We start from the raw sequence: 24,842 nt of genomic DNA on the forward strand, positions 1-24,842 counted from the left end.
TCGGCGCGTCGATGATGCTCGAATACACGATTCCCATGTCGTCGACGGTACCGGCGAGCCCGGGCCGGCCCGAATCTGTTGCCCGGCTCCTTCGCGCGCGGACTACCGATCCGGCAGCGCGTGCTCGACGATAGGCAGCCGCGGCAACGGCTGACGTTCGCGGCGTTTGGCCACCAGATACACCTGCGCGGTCTCGTCGGCCACCGTGCGCCAGTCGAAGTCGGAGGTCAAGCGTTCCCGCGCGGCCCGGGCCCGGCGCTGCGCGGCCGACGGGTCGTCGAGCACGGCGCCGACAGCTTCGGCCAGCCGTGTCACATTGCTTGGCGGACAGGATATCCCGGTCTCACCGTCGATCACCGCTTCGCCGAGGCCGCCGATGTTCGTCGTCACCAACGGCGTTCCCGCCGCGGCGGCCTCCAGCGCCGCCAGCCCGAACGGCTCGTAGTGGCTGGGCAGCACGATCGCGTCGGCGCGATGCAAAGCCGCTAAGAGCTCGTCGTGATCGAGCCGGCCGACGAATCGGGTTGCCTTGACCATCCGGTGTTGACGAGCCTGCCCGACGAGCCAGTCGTGCTGGGTGCCTGCGCCGGCGATGGTCAGCGTGGTGCCCGGATGGGCGCGCCTGATCCGCGGCAGCGCCGCGATCGCGTCGTGCACACCCTTTTCGTATTCCAGCCGGCCCACGAACAGCAGTTCCGCCGGCCCGCTACGCGGCCGCCGGGCCGCGAACGGCCAGCGGGCCACGTCGATGCCGTTACGGATCATGCTCACCTCGGCCAGTCCCGGGCCGAACAGCTCGGTAATCTCGTCGCGCATCGACGCCGAACACGTGATCAGCGAATCGGATTCGCGCACCAGCCAGGATTCCACGGCGTGCACCTGCCGGCTCAGCGATCCGGCGACCCATCCGGAATGCCGGCCGGCTTCAGTCGCGTGGATCGTGGAAACCATGGGCACGTCGTAAAACTCCGACAACGCGATGGCGGGATGGGCGACCAGCCAATCGTGGGCGTGTACGACGTCAGGGCGCAAGTCCAGTGCCAGCCCGGCGCGCGTCATCGCGTGCCCCATCGCCAGTGTCCAGGCCATCATGTCGTCGGCGAAGGTGAACTCGTGCGGGTCCTGCGCGGCGGCGACCACCCGCACGCCGTCCTGCATTTCGTCGGACGACGGGTGGGTGCTCGGATCGGTTCCACTCGGGCGCCGCGACAACACGACGACCTGGTGCCCGGCGGCGGCCAGCGCGCTGGACAGGTGATGCACGTGCCGGCCCAGCCCGCCGATCACCACCGGCGGGTACTCCCACGACACCATCAGGATTTTCATCGCGGCAGCCTGCGTGCATCCAGTGCGCCGAACAGCCCGTCGGCCCGGTGCCAGCCCTCAGCCAGCCGCTGCGCGGTGTCCCGGCGGCCCGACGCCAGCGCTCCGGCGATCTCGCGGGCGGCGTGGGCGTGCAGATGGGCCCGGTAGCGGGCGTAGTCGGCGGCCGAGTCCTTGCTCACCATGAATGGCCAATCACTGGACACGGTAAGCAATGTCTCGCGCAGGATCTGATCGGCGATCTGGTCGCGCGGGATCGGCCCGTCCAGGGATGCCGTCTGAGCCAGCGCCTTGTCGACGGTGCTCAACGCGGTGTCGACAACCTCGTTGTTGAGCTGTACCAGGTCGGCCACCTTGTCACCGGCCCATACCTGCCAGTCCTTTCCGGAACCCCAAGAGCTGGGCGGTAATTCAACGGATTCGCCGATAAAACCTTGGGCGACGGCGTCGTTCAGCGTGCCGATGCGCACCCCGGCTTCCGGTAGTGCACGCAGTAGCCGTTCCAGCCACACCGGTCCTTCGTACCACCAGTGGCCGAACAACTCGGTGTCGAACGCGGCGATCACGTGCGCCGGTCGCCCGATGCGCTCGGATTCGGCCAGCAGCCGATCGCGGACCACGTCGACGAAATCGGCGACGTGGTTATCGACTGCGCGGTCGGCACGATCGGGATCGTAGGGCGCCTTGGCATCCGAGGCCACGTTGCGGCCGGTAACCCGGGCGGGTTTCAGGCCGGTGCGATGGTCGTAAGTGTGGAAATCACGGTAGGCGGCGTGGCCGGGATAGCCGGATTTCGGCGACCACACCCGGTAGCTGACTTGCAGGTCACGTCCGAACGCGACGACGTGCGTGTCGCCGACCGGCCGGGCCAGCGCGGTGTCACCGTGCAGCGACGGCCCGTCGACCATGAAATGGCCGACTCCGGCGGCGGCGTAGTCGTGTTCCATCCCCGGGGCGTAGGCGCACTCCGGCGCCCAGATGCCAATCGGTGTGTGCGCCAACCGCTGCCGGGCATCGGCCAGACCCTCGCGCAGCGCGAACTCGCGCAGCCGCGGCGTCAGCAACGGCTGGAACGGATGCGCCAGCGGACCGCCCAGCAACTCAACCGTGCCGGCGTCGATCAGCCCGCGAAGCAGCGGGCTTCCGCCGTGGCGCCACCAGGTGGTGAAATCGTCAAGTGCCCGCTCGGCCTCAGCGAACTCGCGAATCCCGAACGAGCGCAAGTCCGGCAACGTCGCTGCCTCGGCGGCGCGCAGTTGCCAGTTGGCCAACCAGTGATACATCCCGTCCAGGCAATACGGGTCGTCGAGCTGTGCGGCCACCACCGGCGTCATGCCCAGGGTGATCAGGCCACGGCGGTCCTCGCCGGCCAGCTTCCGCAGCACTTGCAGCAGCGGCAGGTAAGCGGCCGCCCACGACTGGTAGAGCCATTCCTCGCCGACGGGCCAGCGGCCGTGGTGGGCCAGCCACGGCAGGTGGGTGTGCAGCGCCAGGGTGAACAGACCCGGCACGTGGCTACCGTGGCTACCGGTCGGCTGTGTCATCTGCGCACCGCGATCGCGATGAGGTCCAGGCTGTCATCGATGCTGCGAGCATCAGCGTCGACGATGTCGAAGTCCGCGGTGCTGACCGCGGCGACGTCGGCCAGCAGCTCCGCCGGCCAGGGCGCGTCAGCGACCGCCCGCGCGATCTGGGCGTCGACGATAGAGCCGCCGTGCCGGGCATCCATCTCGGCCAGCCGCGGTCCATGAAAAACTCCGTACAGGCCGTCCAACGCAAAGCCGGCGTCGACCAACAGCCCGGTCAGCTCGTCGGCATTGAGCTCTCGGGTGTGAAACGGGTTGATCGGGGTGTCGCGGCCCGGCGAGAACGTGATCCGGTTGGGCGTGGACACCATCAACAGACCCGATGAGCGCAGCACCCTGGCGCACTCGCTGACGAACCGGCCCTGATCCCACAGGTGTTCGATGACTTGAAAGTTGACCACCGCATCGACCGACGCGTTGGCCAGCGGCAGCTCAGCCAGGTTGCCGTGCATCACTTCTACCTGCGGATAGCGGGCCCGCACATGCGCCACGGCGGTCTCGTCGTAGTCCAGCGCGATCACCCGCCGCGCGACGCGGGAGATCAGGTCGGCCCCGTAGCCTTCCCCGCAGCCCGCCTCGAGCACCTCGCGTCCCGCGCAGCGCGGCGACAACCGCTCATAGGCCACCTCGTGGCGGCGAAACCAGTAATTCTCCACGTCGCGGCCCGGGATCGTGCGTTCACCGGTCAACGTCAATTCGGCGTCGACACGCGCGGGGGGAAGGCGGGGGACAAATGCGCTCATTGATTAGGCAGGCTAGCCCTCCTAGGCTAGCCCCTGGGGCGGTCGTCGCGAATGGTTCACCGACGGTATTCCCGCTCGCTGGGTGGACGCGCGAGCAGAACCTGCAGGACGACCCGCTATGGTGGGAAGGCAAACCGCGCAAAGTTACCCGCTAGTAACATGCGTGTGCGGGATGCACAAGCCGTGACCTAAGTCTTGCGCCGGCTGCTGCAGGGCTCTGCCTAGGAGGACGACCGACACTCATGACGAATATTGTGGTCCTGATCAAGCAGGTTCCAGACACCTGGTCCGAGCGAAAGCTCACCGACGCCGATTGGACGCTGGACCGTGAGGCCGCCGACGCCGTGCTGGACGAGATCAACGAGCGGGCCGTCGAGGAGGCGCTGCTGATCCGGGAGAAAGAGGCCGCCGACGGCACCGAGGGATCGGTGACCGTGCTGACCGCGGGCCCGGAGCGCGCCGCCGAGGCCATCCGCAAGGCGTTGTCGATGGGCGCCGACAAGGCCGTCCACCTGCTCGACGACGGCATGCATGGGTCGGACGTCATCCAGACCGGATGGGCGCTGGCGCGTGCGCTGGGCACCATCGAGGGCGCCGAGCTGGTGATCGCGGGTAACGAGTCCACCGACGGCGTCGGTGGCGCGGTGCCGGCCATCGTCGCCGAGTACCTGGGACTGCCGCAGCTGACTCATTTGCGCAAGCTGTCGCTCGAGGGCGGAAAGATCAGCGGTGAGCGTGAAACCGACGACGGCGTGTTCACCCTGGAGGCCTCGCTGCCCGCGGTGGTCAGCGTGAACGAGAAGATCAACGAACCGCGCTTCCCGTCCTTCAAGGGCATCATGGCCGCCAAGAAGAAGGAAGTCACCAAGCTGACGCTTGCCGAAATCGGTGTCGAGGCTGACGAGGTTGGGCTGGCGAACGCCGGGTCAACGGTGCTGGGCGCAAATCCCAAGCCGCCCAAGACCGCCGGTGAGAAAGTCGCCGACGAGGGCGACGGCGGCAGCAAGATCGCCGAGTACCTGGTTTCGCAGAAGATCATCTAAGTCTCAAATCCAACACCAATTCCGTTAAAGAAAAGAAACCGCATAACCCATGGCTGAAGTACTGGTGCTCGCCGAGCACGCCGGAGGCGCTGTGAAGAAGGTCACCTCCGAATTAATCACCGCGGCACGTGTTTTGGGCGAGCCAGCCGCCGTTGTGGTGGGCAAGCCCGGCACCGCCGCGCCGCTCGTCGACGCGCTGAAGGCGGCCGGCGCCGCCAAGGTCTACGTCGCGGAATCCGACGCCGCAGAGAACTACCTGATCACCCCGGCCGTCGACGTGCTGGCCGGTTTGGCCGAATCAGCCAGTCCGGCAGCCGTTTTGTTGGCAGCCAATGCAGACGGTAAAGAGATCGCCGGCCGGCTGGCCGCCCGGATCGGTTCCGGTCTGCTGGTCGACGTGGTCGACGTCCAGCCCGGCGCCAAGGCGGTGCACTCCATCTTCGGTGGAGCGTTCACCGTCGAGGCTCAGGCCAACGGCGACACCCCGGTGATCACCGTGCGGGCCGGCGCGATCGACGCCGAACCGGCCGACGGCGCGGGCGAGCAGGTCGCCGTGGAGGTGCCCGAGCCGGCGGCGAACGCGGCCAAGGTCACCGCGCGCGAGCCTGCGACCGTCGGCCACCGACCAGAGCTCACCGAAGCGACGATCGTGGTGTCCGGTGGCCGCGGGGTGGGCAGCGCCGAGAATTTCCGCGTGGTCGAGGAATTGGCCGACTCGCTGGGCGCCGCGGTCGGCGCGTCCCGCGCGGCAGTGGACTCCGGCTACTACCCGGGCCAGTTCCAGGTCGGCCAGACCGGCAAGACGGTCTCGCCGCAGCTCTACATCGCGCTCGGCATCTCCGGGGCGATCCAGCACCGTGCCGGCATGCAGACGTCCAAGACGATCGTCGCGGTCAACAAGGACGAGGAGGCGCCGATCTTCGAGATCGCCGACTACGGCGTGGTCGGCGACTTGTTCAAGGTCGCGCCGCAGCTCACCGAGGCGGTGAAGGCCCGCAAGGGCTGACCCGCCTGTCGCGCGGCGGTTACTCGCTGTCGGCCTCTAGCGCCACCATTGCGCGTGGACCGACCGGCACGGTACTGCCGGCCCGAATCGGCTCGCGATCTTCTGAATTCGGCGTTGTGGCAGAGGTGTCGACGACGGGCATCCACGCTCGGCCGAATTCTTGCGGTGGCAAGGTGAACTCGATCGGCTCGTGGTGCGCGTTGAAGCACAGCAAAAACGAGTTGTCGGTTACTCGTTGTCCGCGGGCGTCGAGGTCGGGGATGCCCAAGCCGTTCAAATAGACCGCGACCGATTTACCGAACCCCGAATCCCAGTCTTCGTCGCTCATTTCGGAGCCGTCCGGCCTGAACCACGAGATATCGGGCTGTGCCTGTGCGCCTCGTCGGCGCACCGGCACACCTTTGAAGAACCGGCGGCGGCGAAACACCGGATGGCCGGCCCGCAGAGCGGATACCGACCGGGTGAACTCCATCAGCTCCACATCCGCCTTATCCCAGTGCACCCAAGTGATTTCGTTGTCCTGGCAGAAGCCGTTGTTGTTGCCATTTTGACTGCGGCCCAGTTCATCGCCGTGTGAGATCATCGGGACTCCCTGCGACAGCAGCGTCGTCGCAAGAAAGTTGCGCTGCTGGCGGGCACGCCGCACGTTGACCGCCGGATCGTCGGTTGGGCCTTCGATGCCACAGTTCCACGACTTGTTGTTGCTCTCGCCGTCGTTGTTGCCTTCTTTGTTGTCCTCGTTGTGTTTCTCGTTGTACGAAACCAAGTCGCGCAGAGTGAACCCGTCGTGCGCGGTGACGAAATTGATCGAAGCCACCGGGCGCCGCGCCGTGTGCTCGTAGAGGTCCGCTGAACCGGTCAGCCGGGAGGCGAATTCGCCGAGCGTTGCCGGCTCGCCGCGCCAATAGTCGCGAACGGTGTCGCGAAATTTGCCGTTCCACTCCGTCCATTGCGGTGGAAAGTTTCCCACCTGATAGCCGCCTGGGCCCACATCCCACGGCTCGGCGATCAGTTTTACCTGACTTACCGTCGGATCCTGTTGCACCAGTTCGAAAAACGCTGACAGCCGGTCGACGTCGTAGAACTCGCGGGCCAGGGTTGCCGCGAGGTCGAATCGGAAGCCGTCAACATGCATTTCGGTCACCCAGTACCGCAACGAGTCCATGACCAGTTGCAGCGTGTGCGGGTGACCGACGTTGAGACTGTTGCCGGTCCCGGTGTAATCCATGTAGTAGTGCCGGTCGTCATCGACCAGCCGGTAATAGGCGGCGTTATCGATGCCACGCATCGACAACGCCGGGCCCAGATGGTTTCCTTCGGCGGTGTGGTTGTAGACGACATCGAGGATGACTTCGATGCCTTCCGCATGCAGTGCGCGGACCATGGTCTTGAACTCCTGCACCTGACCGCCGGGTGTGCTGCTGGAGGTGTACTTGGAATCAGCGGCGAAGAAGCCAATTGTGTTATATCCCCAGTAGTTTGACAGACCTTTTTCCACCAGCGTGGAGTCGTTGGCGAAGTGGTGCACCGGCATCAGTTCGATCGCAGTGACGCCCAGAGCCTTCAGGTGCTCGATGATGACAGGATGCGCGATGCCGGCGTAGGTGCCCCGCATCCGCTCTGGAATGTCGGGGTGTAGTTGCGTCAGCCCTTTGACGTGCGCCTCGTAAATGACTGTGTCGGCGTACTCGTGGCCGGGCGGACGGTCGTTGCCCCAGTCGAAGAACGGATTGATCACTACCGACTTCGGCATGCGCGGCGCTGAGTCGTCATGGTTGCGGCTGTCGGGGTCGCCGAAGTTGTAGCTGAACAGCGCCTGGTGCCATTCGAAGTTGCCGTCGATCGCCTTGGCGTACGGATCGATCAACAGCTTGTTCGGGTTGCACCGATGCCCGGCCGCCGGAGCGTAGGGCCCGTGCACCCGGTAGCCGTAGCGCTGGCCGGGTTCGACAGCCGGTAAAAAGCCGTGCCAGACGAATCCGTCCACCTCGATCAGCGGCACTCGGGACTCGGCGCCGTCGGCGTCGAAAAGGCAAAGCTCGACCTGCTCGGCGACCTCGCTGAAGATCGCGAAATTGGTGCCCGACCCGTCGTAGGTCGCGCCCAGCGGGTAGGCCTTCCCGGGCCACTGCTCCATCGTGGACGCCACCGGCTTTGCGTCGACCGACCCGACCGTTTCCGTCACAGCGCCCTCTTTCGCCGATGGGCCGCGTTGCGACGGCCTGGCCCCGACCTGAATTGCATGCTGGGGGATACCCACCGCGCGGTGGATCACACCTGACTTCGCTTGCACGAGCAGACGCGGAATCGCACTACGCGAGCCTTTCGCGTGCGATTCTGCGTCTGCTCGCGCGAGGTTGTCCGCCGGTAACTACCGAAGCCCGCTTCGCGAGTCCGTCGAGTCGCCCGTGTCTCGCCACGCCTCGAGGATGTCGGCGTATTCGGTTGGGTTGCCGAAAAAGAAGCTGTCCTGGTCCAACCGCGCATCCGCGTGGCCCTCGCCGTTGCAGTAGCGCAGTAGCAGCCGTACCACGGCTTGAGCGCCTCGGCGGTGGCCGCATCGGTCACAATCGCGTCGACGCGTTACCCACGTCGTTTGTCGGCCGCGCCGACGTCGCCGCCAATCTCGCGGTGCGGATGATGGCCTGCATCATCGAGGTCATCCCGATCGACCGAGCCAGCCTGCGGCAGCTGCCTGGCGTCGTCGACACCGTGGCCGCTCGCTTGCGCGCGGGTCAGACGGTGGTCGCGTTCCCGGAGGGCACCACCTGGTGTGGTCTGCCGCGCGACGATGCCGGCCGCGACGCTGCCGGAGGAGAAGCGGGGCAATCCCACCGCGGGTCGGGGCCGTTCTATCCGGCGATGTTCCAAGCCGCCGTCGACACCGGCCGACCGGTCCAGCCGCTGCGGCTGCGCTGCCACCACCGCGACGGCAGCGTCTCGACCGTCCCGGCCTATGTCGGCGACGACACGCTGCTGCGTTCGATCGGCCGGGTGCTGGTCGCTCGCCGCACGGTGGCGCAGGTCTATGTCGAAGCACTGCAGCTGCCGGGTGCCGGTCGGCGTGAGCTGGCCCGCCGCTGCCAGGCCGCTATCAGCACGACGGCGGCGTCGCACCCGGCTCATCAGCCACGTCGGCCCGTGCTGGCCTCATGAGGGCGCCGCAGGTGCCGGTATCCTGGGCGGGTCATGGTCTACCTGGATCACGCCGCGACCTCCCCGATGTACCCCGTCGCCATCGAGGCGATGACGGCCGCGCTGAGCGCGGTGGGTAATGCCTCGTCGCTGCACACCACGGGTCGGGCCGTCCGACGCCGAATGGAGGAGTCCCGCGAGTTGATCGCGGCCAAGCTGGATGCGCGTCCGTCCGAGGTGATCTTCACCGCCGGCGGCACCGAGAGCGACAATCTCGCCGTCAAGGGGATCTACTGGGCGCGCCGCCACGCCCAGCCGCGCCACCGGCGCATTGTGACCACCGCGGTGGAGCACCATGCGGTGCTGGACTCGGTGAACTGGCTGGTTGACCACGAAGGCGCCGAGGTCACTTGGTTGCCCACCGCCGCCGACGGATCGGTGTCGGGCGCCGCGCTGCGTGAGGCGCTACAGCGCCACGACGACGTCGCGCTGGTCTCGGTGATGTGGGCCAACAACGAGGTCGGCACGATCATGCCGATAGACGAACTCGCCGCTGTCGCAGCCGAATTCGACGTACCCATGCACAGCGACGCCGTCCAGGCGGTGGGGCAGCTGCCGGTCGTCTTCGGCGCCAGCCAACTATCCGCGATGAGCGTGGCCGCACACAAGTTCGGCGGCCCTCCCGGGATGGGTGCGCTGTTGCTGCGTCGCGACGTCGGCTGCGCGCCGCTGTCGCACGGCGGTGGTCAGGAACGCGACATTCGTTCTGGCACTCCCGATGTCGCCGGTGCCGTCGGCATGGCAACGGCGATGCGGCTTGCCGTGGACGGGCTGGAGGCCAACAGCGCGCGGCTGCGACTACTGCGCGACCGTCTCATCGACGGTGTGCTGGCAGGCATCGAGAGCGCCCGGGTCAACGGTGCGCTCGGCCTGCGACGGCTGCCGGGCAACGCACACTTCACCTTCGACGAGTGCGAGGGCGATGCACTCCTGATGTTGTTGGATGCCAACGGAATCGAATGCTCGACAGGGTCGGCGTGCACCGCCGGAGTGGCGCAGCCCTCGCACGTGTTGCTTGCCATGGGCGCTGAGCCTGCCACTGCTCGCGGGTCGTTGCGATTGTCGCTGGGCCACACCAGCGTCGAGGCCGATGTGGACGCCGCGCTACGAGTGCTGCCTGCGGCCGTGGCCCGCGCCCGGCAAGCCGCACTGGCCGCCGCCGGGGCGTCACGATGAAGGTTCTGGCCGCCATGAGCGGCGGCGTCGATTCGTCGGTCGCCGCCGCGCGCATGGTCGATGCCGGCCACGATGTGGTCGGCGTCCACCTGGCGTTGTCGCATGTCCCGGGCACATTGCGGACCGGCTCGCGGGGCTGTTGCTCGAAGGAGGACGCCGGCGATGCCCGCCGCGTCGCCGATGTCCTCGAAATCCCCTTCTACGTATGGGATTTCGCCGACGAGTTCAAGGCAGGCGTGATCGACGACTTCGTGTCGTCCTACGCTCGCGGACAGACCCCGAACCCGTGTGTGCGATGCAACGAGCGGATCAAGTTCTCCGCGCTGGCGACACGTGCACTGGCATTGGGTTTCGATGCGGTCGCCACCGGGCACTACGCTCGGCTGTCCGGCGGGCGGCTGCGCCGTGCCGTCGACCCGGACAAGGACCAGTCCTATGTGCTGGCGGTGCTGACCTGCGATCAACTGCGCCATGCCGCGTTCCCGATCGGGGACACCCCGAAACCACAGATTCGCGCCGAGGCGGCTCGGCGCGGGCTGGCGGTCGCGGACAAGCCGGATAGCCACGACATCTGCTTCATCCCGTCGGGTGACACCCGTGCTTTCCTGGGGGAGCGGATCGGGGTGCGCCGCGGTTCGGTCGTCGACCAGCGGGGGAGCGTGCTGGCCAGCCACGAGGGGGTGCACGGTTTCACCATCGGCCAGCGCAAAGGACTGGGCATTGCCGGCCCGGGGCCGGACGGCCGGCCGCGCTATGTCACCGCGATCGACGCCGACAGTGGCACCATCGAGGTGGGCTCGGCGGCCGACCTGGATGTTCGGCAGCTGACCGGCCGGCAGCCCGTTTTCACCGCCGGGACGTCACCGAGCGGACCCGTCGAGTGCGCGGTGCAGGTGCGCGCGCACGGCGAGGCCGTCGACGCGGTCGCCGAGTTGGCGGGCGATGACCTTGTGGTCCGTCTGCGCACCCCGCTGCGCGGTGTGGCGCCCGGCCAGACGCTGGTGTGCTACCGCCGTGACCCGGACGGCGACGAGGTGATCGGCAGCGCCACTATTACGCGTGCGGCGCCGCGGCGCTAGCCGGGGACGTTGGCGGCGATGTTGGTGATCACGATCGTCGACACCGACTCCGGGAACCCGCAGAAGGTGACCTCCATCGGTGGGGTCGGGCGCCGGATGCCGGTACCGCGGTGCCGTCCGTCATGCGGGTGCAGGCTGCGGCCAGCAGGGCCGCAGCGAACAACACCAGCACTCGTGACGTCATCGTTTTCCAGCTTCCGTTTATCCGAGCCTAATCGTGCCGGCGGGCCCTGGCGCGTCGCGCCCGGAACTCGATCGAATACGGTTGGCTGGTGAGCGTTTTCGCAACCGCCAGTGGGACCGGGTCGTGGCCCGGCACCGCTGCGCGCCAAGCGGCCGAGGTGGTCGTCGGTGAGTTGGGCGCCGCGATGGCCCACATCGTCGAGCTGCCCGCCCGGGCAGTGGGCGCCGACAGCGTCGGCCGCGCCGGTGCGCTGCTGATCGACATGGCCATCGACACGGTGCCACGGGGCTACCGCATCGCGGCCCGGCCCGGCGCGGTGACGCGGCGTGCGATCAGCCTGCTCGCCGAGGATATCGACGCGCTGGAAGAGGCGTGGGAGACCGCGGGGTTGCGGGGCAGCGGGCGACCCGTCAAGGTGCAGGCGCCGGGGCCGATCACACTGGCCGCCGAGCTGGAACTGGCCAACGGGCATCGCGCGATCAGCGATCTTGGCGCCGTGCACGATATCGTCGCCTCACTGGCCGAAGGCGTCGCCGCACACCGGGCCGAGGTGTCGCGTCGACTCGACACGCCCGTGGTGGTGCAGTTCGACGAGCCGTTGCTGACGGCGGCGGTAACCGGGCGGCTCGCCGGGGTGACCGCGCTGAGCCCGGTCGCCCCCATCGACGAGACGTTTGCCACCGCCATGCTCGACACCTGTGCGGCCACCGCTGGCGCCGAGGTGTCGGTGCACAGCTGCGACGCGGAGTTACCGTGGAAAGTGTTGCAAAACAGCAATATTGCGGCGATTTCGATCGCCGTGGCGACCCTTGGGGCCGCCGATATCGATGCCGTCGCCGAATTCGTCGAATCGGGCCGCACCGTCATGCTCGGCGTAGTGTCGCCCAGCGCACCGACGCGACACCCCTCGGCGGAGGAGGTTGCCGCCGCCGTCGTGGCGGTCACCGACCGGCTCGGGTTCGGTCGCTCGGCGTTGCGCGACCGCATCGGTGTCACCCCGGCGTGCGGTCTGGCCGCGGCGACCCCGCAGTGGGCGCGCACTGCCATCGGGCTGGCTCGGCGCGCCGCGGAGGCCTTCGCCGACGACCCCGACGCCATCTAGCCTGCGCGTCGCAGGCTAGATGAGTGGCGCTCGACCCGATGGTCTCGCCAACCTAAGTGGTCGCGCTCGTAAATTCGTCGGGGGTGGCGTTCAAGCGGCGCGGGGCTGGATGGGGCTGTGCTCGCGTTGATGGCAGTCGAGCCTGGTTAGCGGTTCGTCGAGGTCGGTGGTGGTGAATTTCCATTTGAATGGCCGTGCGTACTGGTTGTAGCTGGCCCCCAAGGCGTTCAGGCGGTCGATGATGGCGTCAAGGTCGGTGAAATCGTTGGGCGAGAGCGCTTTTCGCTGAACGATAGAGAAGTAGATCTCGATCTGATTGAGCCAGGACCCATGCGCCGGAGTGCGCACCGGGATCGCGTTGGGGAACTGGGCGGCGAGCCGGGCAAACGGCTCGATGCCGGTGGTGTCTTCGCAGCGGCCGACGACATACGCGCGGTGCACGTCGTAGGCTGCCAGGTAAGCCAGCGCGCCGCCACGGTCGTAGTCGTGGTCGACCCGCATCGTGCGCGCCACCCCGGGCGGGAGCGTGGGATGGCAGCGGCAGCGGGGGTTTGAGCGCGTCCTCGGACAGCCAGCGGCCGATGGTGGCCGATGAGATCGAAGCGCAGATTCCGCTCGTGGTGGCGTAGTGGGCCAGTTTCCGGGCACGCCAGCCCGGCATCGGCTGGTGGGATGCGCGCGGCCGCTTTGACCTGGGCGATCTGCGCCGCGGTGAACACTGGCGGGCGCCCGCAGCGTTTCGCACCGCCCAGCGAGGCCGCCCCGGGTGCCGCGCACCAGCGGCGCCGCCATTTGCGCACGGTCTCCGCACAGACCCGCAGCGACGCTGCGATCACCGCGTTCGGGGTTCCCTCGGCCGCGGCGAGCACGATCTTGGCCCGCGTGACCAGGCGTTGCTCGGTGCGCCCGGCCCGCACCAGGCGGCGCAGTCCGCGCCGCTGCGGCCCGGTCAACGTGATCCGGTCGGCGGGCGGCCTGATGCGGCTGCGTTACGGCGGATCAGCCTCCCGCTGGGGCTTCGCGATCTACCTGGCCAGCAAGAACGGCTACCAAGACTCAGTACTACCCACCGGCCACACAGCAGGCTCACCCGAAGACGCCCTCGACACCGCCTGCGGCCTCTACCTCGGCGACCCAACCGCCTGGACACGACCCCCGACGAACTTATGGGCGCGAGCCCTAAGGAACCGATCTACGCTGCCACCGGCATGCTCAAGCGGCCCGCCTCACGACCACGACGGCAATCTCGGCACCCTCCGATAACCTGCCAGGGTGAGCTCAGCAGAGGCTGACGCGATAGCGCCGGAAGTCCGCAGGCTTTGGCGCGAAGTGGCCGACGAGGTGCGCGAACACCAGTTCCGCTACTACGTGCGCGACGCGCCGATCATTTCCGACGCGGACTTCGACCAGCTACTGCGTCGGCTCCAGACACTCGAGGAGCAGTATCCCGAGCTGCGCACGCCCGACTCGCCGACCCAACTCGTCGGCGGCGCAGGCTTCGCCACCGATTTCACCTCGGCCGACCATTTGGAGCGGATGCTGTCGCTGGACAACGTGTTCAGCACCGACGAGTTCGACGTGTGGGCGGCGCGCATCCACGCCGAGGTCGGTAACGATGTGCCGTTTCTGTGCGAGCTCAAGATCGACGGTGTCGCACTGGCTTTGGTGTACCGCGACGGACGGCTGGTGCGGGCCGCGACCCGCGGCGACGGCCGCACCGGCGAGGACGTCACGCTCAACGCTCGCACCATCGACGACGTCCCCGAGCGGCTCACCGCCAGCGACGACTACCCGGTGCCCGACGTGCTCGAGGTGCGCGGTGAAGTGTTTTTCCGGGTCGCCGATTTCGAAGCGCTCAATGCGGCGCTGGTCGAAGACGGCAAGACGCCGTTCGCCAACCCCCGTAACAGCGCGGCCGGGTCGCTGCGGCAAAAGGACCCGGCGGTCACCGCGCGCCGCAAGCTGCGGATGATCTGCCACGGGGTGGGACACATCGAAGGGTTTCGGCCACCGACCCTGCACGACACGTACCTGGCGCTGGGCGCCTGGGGCCTGCCCGTCTCCGAACACACCACGCGGGTGCAAAGCGCTGCCGGCGCCCTCGAGCGCATCGCCTACTGGGGCGAGCACCGCCACGACGTCGACCACGAAATCGACGGCGTCGTCGTCAAAGTCGACGATGTGACGCTGCAGCGCAGGCTGGGATCCACCTCGCGGGCACCGCGGTGGGCGATCGCCTACAAATACCCGCCGCAGGAGGTACAGACCAGGCTGCTCGACATCCGGGTGAACGTCGGGCGCACCGGCCGGGTCACGCCGTTCGCGTTCATGACACCGGTCACCGTTGCCGGATCGACGGTCGGGCTGGCCACCCTACACAACGCCGCCGAGGTCAAGCGCAAGGGTGTGTTGATCGGCGACACGGTGGTGATCCGCAAGGCCGGCGACGTGATCCCCGAAGTGCTGGGTCCGGTGGTCGACCTGCGCGACGGCTCCGAGCGCGAATTCGTCATGCCGACAACGTGTCCCGAATGCGGAACTCCGCTGGCGCCGGCCAAGGAGGGCGACGCTGACATCCGCTGCCCCAACGCGCGGGCCTGCCCGGCGCAATTGCGTGAACGGGTATTTCACGTCGCCGGTCGCGGCGCCTTCGACATCGAAGGCCTGGGCTACGAGGCGGCCATCGCGCTGCTGAAAGCAGACGTGATCGGCGACGAGGGTGACCTGTTCGGCCTGACCGAAGACGACCTGCTGCGCACCGAGTTGTTCACCACCAAAAGCGGGGCAGTGTCGGCCAACGGCAAGCGGCTGCTGGCTAACCTGGACCGGGCCAAGAAGCAGCCGCTGTGGCGGGTGCTGGTGGCGCTGTCGATTCGCCACGTCGGTCCGACCGCTGCCCGCGCACTGGCGACCGAGTTCGGCAGCCTGGACGCCATCACGTCCGCCTCGACCGAGCAGCTGGCCGCCGTCGAGGGGGTCGGCCCGACCATTGCCGCCGCGGTGACCGAATGGTTCACCGTCGACTGGCATCGGGCCATCGTCGACAAATGGCGCTCGGCGGGCGTGCGGATGGCCGACGAGCGCGACGCCAGCGTGCCCCGGACGCTGGAAGGATTGACGATCGTGGTGAGCGGCTCGTTGACCGGCTTCTCCCGCGATGACGCCAAGGAGGCCATCGTGGCGCGGGGCGGCAAGGCCGCCGGTTCGGTGTCGAAGAAGACCGACTACGTCGTCGCCGGCGATTCCCCGGGATCGAAGTACGACAAGGCAGTTGAGCTCGGCGTGCCCATCCTCGACGAGGACGGATTCCGAGAGCTGTTGGCCGACGGGCCTTGATGAATGATCAGGGCAGCAGTGGCAGCCGCCACAGCGGGGTATGCGGCTCCAGCAGCCACATCCGGATAGCGCTGAACCGGAACAGTCGCAGTGTGCCGGTGATGAGTATCGCTGCGAGCGGCAAATCTGCCACCGTCGCGGTCAGCTCCGACACCAGGAAGTCTCTGGGTCCGGCGGTCATCAGGTCGAACCACGCATCGCAGATCAGCAACATGCCGGTCGCGAACGCAGTCAGCAGCATCACCTGTCGGCGCAACAGGCCGAACACGACGGTAGCCGCCATCAAAGCGAGCAGCAGCAGGTCGAAGCCGACCCAGGTCGCCGTCCAGTCGTGCACCAGGTAGACGTCGGGCAGCGCGAACGAGAGATAGACGATCCAGGGAATCAGCACCAGCGTCCCGCCGATCATGAGCCCCAGCCAGCCCCGGCGAGTCCGGTGCACCGCATCTACCGGCAGCCGATCGGAGAGCGGCCGCTCAAGTCGGTGTATGAGTTGACGCCGTTCGTCCGGGGACATCACGGCGATCTGGGTATCGGATAACAGCACCACATCTGCTCAGTACCCCGTTTTTCGGCACTGTCAATGAAACAGGGTTCCGACGATCCCGGCCAGATGGCCCAGCCGCGCCACCTCTGATGGCCGGAAAACCGGCCTGCCGGGGCGGCCCAACTGAATACCTTGGTCGGAGCCTTTTGGATACGGTTAGCGTTCAATGCTCGCGAACGGCCCGCGCACGACCGTAAAGACTCTCGAGTCAGGTCAACCGCGCAGCTTGTCGCTGGCCTGGCGATGCGTGGCGGCCGTCGCAGCGATACGGCGGCGGTGCGCGGTAAATGAGTGATCGAGAGGTAGTCGTGGATGCAGCAAAATTGACGCTGATGTTTGCTGCAGGATGCGAAGGTGTCGGGTTGTCGGAAAGAGGTTGGCTGTGACTGATTGGTCTCGTGGCGGCGGGCACGGCGGCCCGACCCCGGTCGGTCCCGTCGAGACGACGGAAGCGACAAGAATTCGGTCCCCGCAGCGGAGAGCACAGCGGCAGCAGCCGCCACCTCCGCCGACTCCGCGGCCGGCGCCCCCGGCCGTGGTAACCGCGCGAAGGCCCGAGTCAGGGGCCGGGGACCCGGCATGGGCGCAGGCTATGGGCCCCTGCGCTCACTGGACCCCCGCCAGCGCGATAGCGTCGCGATCTCGACGCGTGATGCGCTCTCGCCGTGGACGCGGCCGAAGACGGGTCGACCGGTGAACCATTCGCGCAGGTTTTCCTGGCTGAGCGGTCCGGCGGCGAGATTGGCGCTGTGGTTGACCGCCATGGTCGTCGAAGGTGCGACGAGCCCGGTCAGCGGCTTTGCGGCCACCGCGTTAGTGCGGTGTAAATCGGTTTCGGGAGCTGGTCACACGATGGCTTCGTATGGTGTCTCACGGACACGTCTGCGGTAGAGGTTGGGGTAATGCACCCACGTCGACACGTGACGTGGCGTGGCGGTCACCGCGGGTTGGCCGCTGCGGGTGGCTGGCGGTGCTGACATCTGGCTGCACGTCGGTCGCTGATGGGGTGGCGGTCCCGGCCACCGATTTGGGCCATGACCCCCCACGGTGTCTGTGGCGGCCCTAGACGGTTTGCTGCTGCCACCGGAGCAACTCAACGCGGTGCTGCTCACGGAGGGGCTGGTCTTAGACGATTCAAGCACAACCGGCCAGGGGGGCAAAACCGCCGCAGATGACTGTGCGGCGGTGTGGCGGGTTGCGTGGTGGCCGGCGTACGAGGGGAGCGGCTGGGTTGCGCCGCGTCTCCGGTTCTTTGAGGATCCGCCCGACGGCGCCACGCTGCGGGTTTGGCAGGACGTGGTGTCGTTTCCGCTGCCGGTGGACGCCAACGCGTTTTACGCCAAACAGATCGCCGCCTGGCGCACGTGCAACGATCGGCGCTTGGAACAGCGATACCTCGACGCCCCGGCCGGGCCCGAAGAGTTCTACGATTTCGGCCAGGCCGACGAGCGTGACGGCATGTTGACGATGTCGAGCACCGAGGAAGCGGTCGACACCGGATGGGGTTGCGAGCGGGCGTTGACGGTCCGCAACAACGTTGCCGTCGACATCCAGGTATGTGGCCGGCGGCCCACGGGCCAGGCGCAGGCCTTGGCCACCGCGATCGCAGCGAAAGTGCCGGTGACCTAGAGACATGCGACGGGTAACGAGAATTGGGCATACCGCGGCCGGGATGCTGTCATGTGCGGCGGTTGCTGCCGCGTGTTCGACCACGGTGGCTGGCACTGCGCGACCGCTCCCAGCCCGCGACGGCAAAGCGCCGGTGGCGGCGCCGGCTGATCTGCCCAAACTGTTGCTGTCGGATGCGCAGATCAGCGACATCATCGGGGTCGGGCCGCTGGTGACGTTCGATCCCTACACCGGCATAACGCCACCGCAGGGCGAGTCATACTCAGACCAGTCGTGCGCAGAGGCGGTGTGGAACACCATGTGGACCGCCTACGACGGCACCGGCTACAGCGGGGCGGCGGGCCGCAAAGTGGGCGAGCCCGGCGACAAACATCCGCACGACATTGATCAGGGTGTGGTGTCGTTTCCTACCGCCGATGCGGCGACCCGGTTGTGGTTCGCGTGGTGCTTGATTGGCAGCGCTGCGCCGATGTGCATTTGAGCTCCACCTAACGCCTCACCGGATCCGGAAGTGGACTGGTACACGGTGGGGTTTGCCCAGCCTTCGGACAATATTTCGACCATCGTCGACACGCTTGAAGGCGGGGAAGGACACACGCATGGGCGCGCGATCGCGTCGCGCTCCAACGTGGTGATCGATGTGTATGTGGCGGGGATGGCCATGACGGCCGACAAGGCGGTGGCGGTGGTCAACGCGATCGCCAACAAGATGCCGCACTGAATACCAGGACTCCTAATGAGTATTAGCGGGTCCGGCCTTCGGGCAGACTTGCTACCGGTAGCGGCCGGTGGGTGAGCACTGATGCCTCCTGGATTTCGAGTCCTGATGTCAGATCGTCGCCCCCACCGGTTCGCCCGGGAGAAGGGATCGCTGATGGGATGTCGTGCCCGCCCGCGTGGCGTGAGCACTGCTTCATTAGGTCGCCGAGAGTTCTCCCGCACGCTGCCGGCTGTAACCCGGACAACTGCAGACAGGAGCGAGGAGTGGCGAAATTGCTGTACGTGGGCGACGATTGGGCGGAAGATCATCACGACGTCGAACTGATGGACTCGGCGGGACGCAGGCTGGCCAGGGCGCGGCTGCCCGAGGGCGCGGCCGGGATCGCGCGGTTGCACGCGATGATCGGCGCCGAGCTGGGCGCCGACGCCGACATGGCCGAGGTGGCGATCGGAATCGAGACCGACCGGGGCCCGTGGGTGGCCGCGCTGATCGCGGCCGGATACACCGTGTACGCGGTGAACCCGCTGTCGGTGGCCCGGTACCGGGAGCGGCACAGCGTCTCCGGCGCCAAGAGCGACCCGGCGGACGCACACACGCTGGCCGACATGGTCCGCACCGACTCGCACCAGCTGCGCCCGGTGGCCGGCGACAGCGCGGCAGCCGAGGCGGTGAAAGTTGTTGCCCGCTCGCACAAGACGATGATCTGGGACCGCACCCGCCACACCCAGCGGCTGCGGCACGCGCTGCGCGAGTACTTCCCCGCCGCGCTGGAAGCCTTCGACGATCTCGACGCGGCCGATGCGCTGGAACTGCTCGGCAGAGCCCCCGACCCCGCGTCGGCGGCGAAGCTGAACCGCAGCCAGATCCGGGCCGCGCTCAAACACGCCGGTCGCCGCGACATCGACACCAAGACCAGCCGGATCCAGGACGCGCTGCGCGGCGAGCAGCTCGGCCGCGACCCGGTGATCACCACCGCGTACGCGGCTGCCACCCGCTCGATCGTGGCCGTGCTCACCACCCTCAACGAGCAGATCGCGATCCTGCAAGAGCAGGTGGAGGAGCATTTTCACCGGCACCCGGACGCTGAGATCATCCTGTCGCAGCCCGGCCTGGGACCGATCCTCGGCGCCCGGGTGCTCGCCGAATTCGGCGACGACCCAGCACGGTACGCCGACGCGAAGGCCCGCAAGAACTACGCCGGAACCAGCCCGATCACCCGCGCCTCCGGCAAGAAGAAGGTCGTGCTCGCGCGGTTCGTGCATCAGGACAGGCTCATCGACGCGCTGATGACGCAGGCGTTCTCCGCGCTGCGCGCCTCGCCCGGCGCACGCGCCTACTACGACAAGCAACGCGCCCGCGGCCTCGGCCACAACCCCGCGCTGCGCCAGCTCGCCAACCGGCTCGTCGGAATCCTGCACGGCTGCCTCAAGACCCGCACGCTCTACGACGAAGCCACCGCCTGGCCGTCCCACAATCAAGATCAACAAACCGCCGCTTGACATTTAAGCTCCTGGGATGTCTGACATAGCTCAGGAATTGGTGACAAACCCAAAGACCCAGGTCAACAAGAAAATAACCCGGGTCAACAAAATGCCGCTTGACAAACCTAGTTCATGGGATGTCTACCTCGACACCGCCAACAAATGGGGCATCAACAAACTCCACGCCCTCCGCCAACTCTTCACCACCGGCGCGTGGCTACCCCCAATGCTCGTCCCCAGCTGAACAGCTACGCCGCCCACCCCGGCTACTCATTAGCGATCGCCCGGCTCCTGACGCAGGCGTCAAGCGACCTTGAGCTGCTTGCGCCAATTCGGGTAGAGGGCGTCGGCGTCGTGGGGAAAGCTTTCAAAAGCACGGGCGAACTCCCGATACTCTTTTGCCCACGCCAACGGGTCGGCCTTTGCCTTCCAGCACTCATAGGCCTGACGTAAGGATTTGGCACCAGCGGCTGGGCCATCGACGTGCCCGTAACATCCGCCTCCCGCCGTCATGATGAGATTCCCGTGCCCCAAATTATCAAAGAAGCCCGGGGTCCGAACCGCATTCATTCCACCGGAGATGATCGGCGTCGTCGCCCTCATGCCGTGCCACTCCTGATGGTAATAAGGGCCATCGGCGCTGTCCCGCTCGATCATGTAGGCAATGGCCCGGTCATCCTTGCCGCCTTCCATCTTGCCGTAGCCCATAGTCCCCACATGAATTCCGGATGCCCCCAGGAGCCGTGACAACTTGATGTGGACGAAGGTGGTATAACCGCGGGGATTGACCCCCGATGTGATGGCTCCGTGGCCGGCCCGATGGTAATGAAGGAAGACATTTGGGAAATGGCGGCGCACTGTGGCGACACCGCTTGGCCCGGCGACAAAACCGTCCACGAGAAAGGCCACCTTATTCGCATCATTGCCGAAAACCTGGAGGATGTATTCGCCGCGAGCGATAATTTCCCTGGGATCATCAGCCGTAATGTTGAACGAGAATAGCTTGGCTTCGCCCGTCTTGTCCTGGGCGCGACGCATCGAGTCGGCCAAGAGCGGAACGACTTCCCGCATCGGACAGAATGGCTGGTTGCCCTGGGGCTCGTCATTCTTAATGAAATCCCCGCCCAGCCAAAAGTCATAAGCGGCATCGGCAAAAGGCTTGGGACGCAGGCCCAGCTTGGGCTTGATGATGGTGCCCACCACGAAACCGCCATCCACAGGAGATCGCCCCAGAACGCGCCAAAGTTGGCTGATGTTGAGCGCCGGGCCATCAAAAAGGAGCAAAGCCTTGGGAGGCACGTAGACATCCATGAGGCGCAGGCTGATGAAATCTGCCATTCCCTGATTATTGCCAACGATCAGGCTGGTGAACTGCGAGAGCATCATCCGCCCATCGGTAATGTTGCGGTCGAAGAGCTCCAGCGGATAGGCCAGCTTTATCAAGCCGCCGGCCTCGCCGAACGCCTGCTCGTCAATGGCGTAGACCAAGGCATCCACGCCACGGGTGAAGTCGTCGGTCGTGCTCACCTCCACGTTGGTTCCGGTGGAGGATTCAGCAGCCACGTGCGCCGCCGTCGCCAGGAAGCCGTGGCCGGGCTTTGGCTGGAGCCGGTACGTGCAGAGAACGTGGTTGCCCTCCGCAATGAGCCTGCCCTCTTCCAGCTTCAGGTTGCTGTAGCGATGTGACTGGTCATAAGCCATCTGTAATACTCCTTTGGTGTATAAGCGGATTATACGGTGCTTGTATGTAGCTATTCAGCTGGGGGCTAGCGCTGGGGGTAGCCAGGCGCCGGTGGCGAAGAGCTGGCGGAGGGCGTGGAGTTTCATGGAGTTTGTTGATGCCCCATTTGTTGGCGGTGTCGATGTAGACATCCCATGAAACTGGTTTGTCAAGCGGCATTTTGTTGATCTGGGTTATTTTATTGTTGACCTGGGTCTTTGGGTTGGGGCCATGCGGTTGATTCGTTGTAGTTGGTGCGGATTTTGAGGCAGCCGTGCAGGATGCCGACGAGCCGGTTGGAGAGCTGGCGTGGTGCGGCGTTGTTGCTCAGCTCCCGGTCGCGTTGTTTGTTGCAGTCGGCGCGGGCGCCGGGTGAGGCGCGTAGCGCGGACTGGGCTTGGAGCATGAGCGCGTCGATGAGCCGGTGGTTGTGCACGAACCGGGTGTGCCACGACCTTCTTCTTGCCCGACGCACGGGTGATGGGGCTGGTGCCGGCATAGTTCTTGCGTGCCTTGGCATCGGTGTAACGCCCTGGGGCATCACCGAATTCGCCGAGCACCCGGGCGCCGGGCAACGGTCCCATGCCGGGCTGGGACATGATGATCTCAGCGTCCGGGTGCCGGCCAGAATGGGCCTCCGCCTGCCCTTGCAAGACCTCGATCTGCTCGTTGAGCGTACGAAGGACTGCCACGATGGAGCGGGTGGTAGCCGCGTACGCGCCGGCCATCGCCTCGCGGCGGCCGAGCTGCCGGCCGCGCAGAGCGTCCTGAATACGCGCGGTTTTGGTGTCGATGTCGCGGCGGCGGGCGCCTTTGAGCGCAGCCCGGATCTGGGGGCCAGTCAGCTTGGCCGCCGAGGCCGGGCCGGGCGCCTTGGTCAGCAACTGCAGCGTGTCAGCGGCGTCGAGGTCTTCGAAGGCCTCTAACGCGGCCGGGAAGTACTCGCGCAGCGCATGCCGCAGACGCAGCACATGGCGAGTGCGTTCCCAAATCAGCGTCTTATGCACGCGGGCAACCACTTTGATCGCCTGAACCTGAGAACTGTCGGCTGCGACGGACCGCAGCTGAATGCGCGTCGGTGCGCACCATGTCAGCCATGATCCTCCGCCCAATCGTCTTCCACGAATAACAAAACCAATCCTCCTGGTTCGACACCAATGGATGATTCGGTAACGTGCGGGCGAACTGCCGGCAACCTAATGAACCAGTGCTCACGCCACATGCGGCGGGCACGACATCCCATCAGCGATCCCTCCTCCCGAGCTAACCGGCGGGGGCAACGATCTACCTCTAGCTAGGACTCGAAGTCCAGGAGCTAACAGTGCTCACCCGCCGGCCGCTACCGCTAGCGAGTCTGCCCGATGGACCGGCCCGCTAGTTCCGGTTAGGAGTGCACGATGGCGAAGTCGGCGAGGCCTTCCACGGTGCGCGGGCAGCCGCCGGAGCTGCGTTGCTGGATTTCGACTGGGCGCAGGGTGCGTTCGGCGTCGTTGTTGGTGAACGGCACCGACAGGTCGGTGGCGAAGCGCAGGATCATGTCCTCATAGCGGCGGAACCGGGTGATCAGGGTGCGGCCTTGGCGGCGAGTTCGGTGTGCTGGCGACGGTTTTCGTCGCTGCCGTGGGCCAGCGCGCCCAGGTAGTGGTTGCGGATGGCCGCGAGTACGGCCGGGTCGAGGGCTTCGGCGCCAGCGGCGCGGGCGGCGGTGGCGGCGTGGTGGGCGTCGAGCAGCACGCCGGCCAGGGCCAGTGCCCATTGCTGGTGGTCGGGGTCGGCGTCGGAGATCGAGCGCAGGTCGCGCAGCAGATGCGCGGCGCACCAGGCGTGGATCGCGGGCAGATGGCTGTGGCCGGCGTAGCCGTCGCGTACCAGCACCCCGGTGTATTCGGTGAGCACGCCGCCCTCGCCGATGGTGGCGGCCCAGCGGTGCCCGACGTGCATCAAGGTCAGGTATTCGGTGCAGGCGACGTGCACGTAGGACAGGGCGCCGCCGGCACAAGCTGGCCGTCACCCGTAGCTCGCCGTCCTCGACCGCGGCCTTGCCGACACGCGCGCCGGGCAGTTCGAAGAGGGCATTGAGTAGGGGTGACGCGCGCACGGACGGCTCCGGGATCGATTGGGGTTAGAGCCCTCGAACCTAGATCACGTCCGTGCGCCCCCGCTCACCCTCCTCGCCCCATACCACACGCTCGATGATCCACATCGACGTCAGGAGAGCCGAATATTTCAATGCAACAGGGTTCCGACGATTCCGGCCAGGTAGCCCAGCCGCGCCACCTCTGACGGCCGGAATACCGGCCCGCCCGGCCGGCCCAGCATCACCGCCGTATCGGGCGATCCCAGCGGCGCGGCGACCAGCGTGGTGTCCAGCTCACGCCAGACCTGCGGCACCCAGTCGTCGCCGGCGTCCAGGGCAGTGGGGTGCTGGATAGGCATCCACGGGACGGCGTCGAGTCGGGTTTCCGGCGCGCCCGGGCTGCCGACCACGGGCCGGATCCCGTTCTCGGAGCTGCGCAGCACCGCACACCAGCTCACCCGCAGCACCTGCGGCGCCTCGGCGACCAGCACCTTTAGCTTGCCCGCGGTGTCGCCGGCGGCGGCGACGTGGTCAATCAGTTCCAGTTCCCGGTGGGCTTCCAGCAGGCCGGTGTGCGGTCGCAGGCTGTCCACCCGCACCCCGTTGAGTGCTTCGGCAGCGGTGATCAGCGTGTCGGGCATGGCTCTCGGCGGCAGCTCGACCACGAGGTCGTCAATCGCGTAGCCGGACCCGCGTTCGATGACATCCAGCGACAAGATGTCGGCGCCCACCGAGCCCAGGGCCAGGGCCAGCGAGCCGAGGCTGCCTGGCCGGTCGGCAAGCTGAATGCGCAGCAGATAGGAAGGCACCTGCAACACTGTTGCACAGCCACGCGCCCGCGGCATGTCGGCGGCGAGTGTGCTGCCAGCGTCATATTCGGACAGCCCGATAGGC

21 protein-coding genes and 5 pseudogenes are annotated in these 24,842 nt (G+C 66.9%); 12 read left to right on the plus strand and 14 right to left on the minus strand.

Features of this window, described 5'->3' with window-relative positions; all coding sequences use genetic code 11:
- Positions 1-102: 102 nt before the first annotated feature.
- From M5I08_RS05195 to M5I08_RS05205, 3 genes are read right to left on the minus strand one after another with little or no spacing between them, the layout of a single operon-like run.
- On the minus strand, positions 103-1,326 hold the full coding sequence (locus M5I08_RS05195; RefSeq protein ID WP_219066678.1) for a glycosyltransferase family 4 protein: 1,224 nt from the start codon (positions 1,324-1,326) through the stop codon (positions 103-105).
- Entirely contained in the window at positions 1,323-2,867 is a 1,545-nt protein-coding gene (locus M5I08_RS05200) for a 1,4-alpha-glucan branching protein domain-containing protein (protein ID WP_219066677.1), read from the minus strand. Before M5I08_RS05200 ends, M5I08_RS05195 begins: the two co-directional genes overlap by 4 nt.
- The gene (locus tag M5I08_RS05205) at positions 2,864-3,652 is read right to left on the minus strand and encodes a class I SAM-dependent methyltransferase (RefSeq protein WP_219066676.1); all 789 of its coding nucleotides are present in this window, start codon (positions 3,650-3,652) and stop codon (positions 2,864-2,866) included. The genes M5I08_RS05200 and M5I08_RS05205 overlap by 4 nt, the downstream gene beginning before the upstream one ends.
- Positions 3,653-3,894: 242 nt before the next feature.
- On the opposite strand from M5I08_RS05205, the gene M5I08_RS05210 reads away from it, so the two are divergent.
- Both M5I08_RS05210 and M5I08_RS05215 read left to right on the plus strand, forming a co-directional pair.
- Complete coding sequence (locus M5I08_RS05210) at positions 3,895-4,695, plus strand: electron transfer flavoprotein subunit beta/FixA family protein (RefSeq protein WP_219066675.1); 801 nt, start codon at positions 3,895-3,897, stop codon at positions 4,693-4,695.
- A gap of 49 nt (positions 4,696-4,744) precedes the next feature.
- Positions 4,745-5,701: an electron transfer flavoprotein subunit alpha/FixB family protein gene (locus M5I08_RS05215; protein WP_219066674.1), complete on the plus strand. Its 957-nt coding sequence runs from the start codon at positions 4,745-4,747 to the stop codon at positions 5,699-5,701.
- Between the two features lie 19 nt (positions 5,702-5,720).
- Here the strand turns inward: M5I08_RS05215 and glgX are convergent, their stop codons facing one another.
- The gene (gene glgX / locus M5I08_RS05220; protein WP_219066739.1) at positions 5,721-7,838 is read right to left on the minus strand and encodes a glycogen debranching protein GlgX; all 2,118 of its coding nucleotides are present in this window, start codon (positions 7,836-7,838) and stop codon (positions 5,721-5,723) included.
- 234 nt (positions 7,839-8,072) lie between these two features.
- Positions 8,073-8,234 carry a hypothetical protein gene (locus tag M5I08_RS26585; RefSeq protein ID WP_370328676.1) on the minus strand — a complete coding sequence of 54 codons (162 nt, stop codon included), beginning with the start codon at positions 8,232-8,234 and terminating at the stop codon, positions 8,073-8,075.
- Positions 8,235-8,284: 50 nt separating this feature from the next.
- Here M5I08_RS26585 and M5I08_RS26590 point away from each other — a divergent pair.
- From M5I08_RS26590 to mnmA, 3 genes and pseudogenes are all read left to right on the plus strand, one after another.
- Positions 8,285-8,857 (plus strand): annotated as a pseudogene (locus tag M5I08_RS26590) (lysophospholipid acyltransferase family protein); the annotation flags it as partial.
- Positions 8,858-8,890: 33 nt separating this feature from the next.
- Positions 8,891-10,072 (plus strand): cysteine desulfurase family protein, encoded by a 1,182-nt coding sequence (locus M5I08_RS05230; RefSeq protein ID WP_219066672.1) that lies wholly within the window; start codon positions 8,891-8,893, stop codon positions 10,070-10,072.
- The gene (mnmA, locus tag M5I08_RS05235; RefSeq protein ID WP_219066671.1) at positions 10,069-11,151 is read left to right on the plus strand and encodes a tRNA 2-thiouridine(34) synthase MnmA; all 1,083 of its coding nucleotides are present in this window, start codon (positions 10,069-10,071) and stop codon (positions 11,149-11,151) included. Before M5I08_RS05230 ends, mnmA begins: the two co-directional genes overlap by 4 nt.
- Here the strand turns inward: mnmA and M5I08_RS05240 are convergent.
- A pseudogene (locus M5I08_RS05240) lies at positions 11,148-11,228 on the minus strand (sensor domain-containing protein); the annotation flags it as partial. The gene mnmA and the pseudogene M5I08_RS05240 sit on opposite strands and share 4 nt — an antisense overlap.
- Positions 11,229-11,423: 195 nt before the next feature.
- Here M5I08_RS05240 and M5I08_RS05245 point away from each other — a divergent pair.
- Entirely contained in the window at positions 11,424-12,437 is a 1,014-nt protein-coding gene (locus M5I08_RS05245; protein ID WP_219066670.1) for a uroporphyrinogen decarboxylase/cobalamine-independent methonine synthase family protein, read from the plus strand.
- A gap of 227 nt (positions 12,438-12,664) precedes the next feature.
- On the opposite strand, the gene M5I08_RS05250 is transcribed toward M5I08_RS05245, so the two are convergent.
- Entirely contained in the window at positions 12,665-13,306 is a 642-nt protein-coding gene (locus M5I08_RS05250; protein ID WP_370328578.1) for a hypothetical protein, read from the minus strand.
- On the opposite strand from M5I08_RS05250, the gene M5I08_RS05255 reads away from it, so the two are divergent.
- Together M5I08_RS05255 and ligA are read left to right on the plus strand one after the other, a co-directional pair.
- A complete protein-coding gene (locus tag M5I08_RS05255) occupies positions 13,230-13,700 on the plus strand; it encodes a hypothetical protein (protein WP_249763140.1) in 471 nt (156 codons plus the stop codon). The genes M5I08_RS05250 and M5I08_RS05255 overlap by 77 nt on opposite strands.
- Positions 13,701-13,709: 9 nt before the next feature.
- Positions 13,710-15,773 (plus strand): NAD-dependent DNA ligase LigA, encoded by a 2,064-nt coding sequence (gene ligA, locus M5I08_RS05260; RefSeq protein ID WP_219066669.1) that lies wholly within the window; start codon positions 13,710-13,712, stop codon positions 15,771-15,773.
- Between the two features lie 7 nt (positions 15,774-15,780).
- Here the strand turns inward: ligA and M5I08_RS05265 are convergent, their stop codons facing one another.
- From M5I08_RS05265 to M5I08_RS05275, 3 genes and pseudogenes are all read right to left on the minus strand, one after another.
- Positions 15,781-16,290 carry a hypothetical protein gene (locus tag M5I08_RS05265; protein ID WP_219066738.1) on the minus strand — a complete coding sequence of 170 codons (510 nt, stop codon included), beginning with the start codon at positions 16,288-16,290 and terminating at the stop codon, positions 15,781-15,783.
- A 63-nt stretch (positions 16,291-16,353) separates the two neighbouring features.
- Positions 16,354-16,449 (minus strand): annotated as a pseudogene (locus tag M5I08_RS05270) (amino acid-binding protein); the annotation flags it as partial.
- Between the two features lie 461 nt (positions 16,450-16,910).
- The gene (locus M5I08_RS05275) at positions 16,911-17,129 is read right to left on the minus strand and encodes a hypothetical protein (RefSeq protein ID WP_219066668.1); all 219 of its coding nucleotides are present in this window, start codon (positions 17,127-17,129) and stop codon (positions 16,911-16,913) included.
- Positions 17,130-17,373: 244 nt separating this feature from the next.
- On the opposite strand from M5I08_RS05275, the gene M5I08_RS05280 reads away from it, so the two are divergent.
- The 4 genes and pseudogenes from M5I08_RS05280 (at position 17,374) to M5I08_RS05295 (ending at position 20,395) form a co-directional block, all read left to right on the plus strand.
- On the plus strand, positions 17,374-17,949 hold the full coding sequence (locus M5I08_RS05280) for a sensor domain-containing protein (RefSeq protein ID WP_219066667.1): 576 nt from the start codon (positions 17,374-17,376) through the stop codon (positions 17,947-17,949).
- A 43-nt stretch (positions 17,950-17,992) separates the two neighbouring features.
- Positions 17,993-18,670, plus strand: a pseudogene (locus M5I08_RS05285) (sensor domain-containing protein).
- 272 nt (positions 18,671-18,942) lie between these two features.
- Positions 18,943-20,169, plus strand: a complete 1,227-nt coding sequence (locus tag M5I08_RS05290; RefSeq protein WP_249763288.1) for an IS110 family RNA-guided transposase — start codon at positions 18,943-18,945, stop codon at positions 20,167-20,169.
- Positions 20,170-20,209: 40 nt separating this feature from the next.
- Complete coding sequence (locus M5I08_RS05295) at positions 20,210-20,395, plus strand: hypothetical protein (protein ID WP_249763141.1); 186 nt, start codon at positions 20,210-20,212, stop codon at positions 20,393-20,395.
- Between the two features lie 59 nt (positions 20,396-20,454).
- Here M5I08_RS05295 and M5I08_RS05300 read toward each other — a convergent pair whose 3' ends face one another.
- The 4 genes and pseudogenes from M5I08_RS05300 to M5I08_RS05315 all read right to left on the minus strand — a co-directional run bounded on the left by M5I08_RS05300 (position 20,455) and on the right by M5I08_RS05315 (position 24,757).
- A complete protein-coding gene (locus tag M5I08_RS05300) occupies positions 20,455-21,852 on the minus strand; it encodes a ribulose-bisphosphate carboxylase (RefSeq protein ID WP_219067214.1) in 1,398 nt (465 codons plus the stop codon).
- A gap of 213 nt (positions 21,853-22,065) precedes the next feature.
- Positions 22,066-22,878: a transposase gene (locus tag M5I08_RS05305; RefSeq protein ID WP_370328565.1), complete on the minus strand. Its 813-nt coding sequence runs from the start codon at positions 22,876-22,878 to the stop codon at positions 22,066-22,068.
- 380 nt (positions 22,879-23,258) lie between these two features.
- Positions 23,259-23,872, minus strand: a pseudogene (locus M5I08_RS05310) (IS66 family transposase); the annotation flags it as partial.
- A 225-nt stretch (positions 23,873-24,097) separates the two neighbouring features.
- Entirely contained in the window at positions 24,098-24,757 is a 660-nt protein-coding gene (locus M5I08_RS05315; protein ID WP_219067211.1) for an ACT domain-containing protein, read from the minus strand.
- Between the last annotated feature and the right edge of the window lie 85 nt (positions 24,758-24,842).

It is taken from the genome of Candidatus Mycobacterium methanotrophicum (assembly GCF_023515995.1).
GTDB lineage: Bacteria > Actinomycetota > Actinomycetes > Mycobacteriales > Mycobacteriaceae > Mycobacterium > Mycobacterium methanotrophicum.

Excerpts from the sequence above, each read along its gene's own strand:
- M5I08_RS05300 (WP_219067214.1), bottom strand. The coding sequence starts at position 21,852 with ATGGCTTATGACCAGTCACATCGCTACAGCAACCTGAAGCTGGAAGAG.
- M5I08_RS05210 (WP_219066675.1), top strand. The coding sequence starts at position 3,895 with ATGACGAATATTGTGGTCCTGATCAAGCAGGTTCCAGACACCTGGTCC.
- M5I08_RS05230 (WP_219066672.1), top strand. The coding sequence starts at position 8,891 with ATGGTCTACCTGGATCACGCCGCGACCTCCCCGATGTACCCCGTCGCC.
- M5I08_RS05215 (WP_219066674.1), top strand. The coding sequence starts at position 4,745 with ATGGCTGAAGTACTGGTGCTCGCCGAGCACGCCGGAGGCGCTGTGAAG.
- M5I08_RS05265 (WP_219066738.1), bottom strand. The coding sequence starts at position 16,290 with ATGTCCCCGGACGAACGGCGTCAACTCATACACCGACTTGAGCGGCCG.
- M5I08_RS05195 (WP_219066678.1), bottom strand. The coding sequence starts at position 1,326 with ATGAAAATCCTGATGGTGTCGTGGGAGTACCCGCCGGTGGTGATCGGC.
- mnmA (WP_219066671.1), top strand. The coding sequence starts at position 10,069 with ATGAAGGTTCTGGCCGCCATGAGCGGCGGCGTCGATTCGTCGGTCGCC.
- glgX (WP_219066739.1), bottom strand. The coding sequence starts at position 7,838 with ATGGAGCAGTGGCCCGGGAAGGCCTACCCGCTGGGCGCGACCTACGAC.
- M5I08_RS05200 (WP_219066677.1), bottom strand. The coding sequence starts at position 2,867 with ATGACACAGCCGACCGGTAGCCACGGTAGCCACGTGCCGGGTCTGTTC.
- M5I08_RS05205 (WP_219066676.1), bottom strand. The coding sequence starts at position 3,652 with ATGAGCGCATTTGTCCCCCGCCTTCCCCCCGCGCGTGTCGACGCCGAA.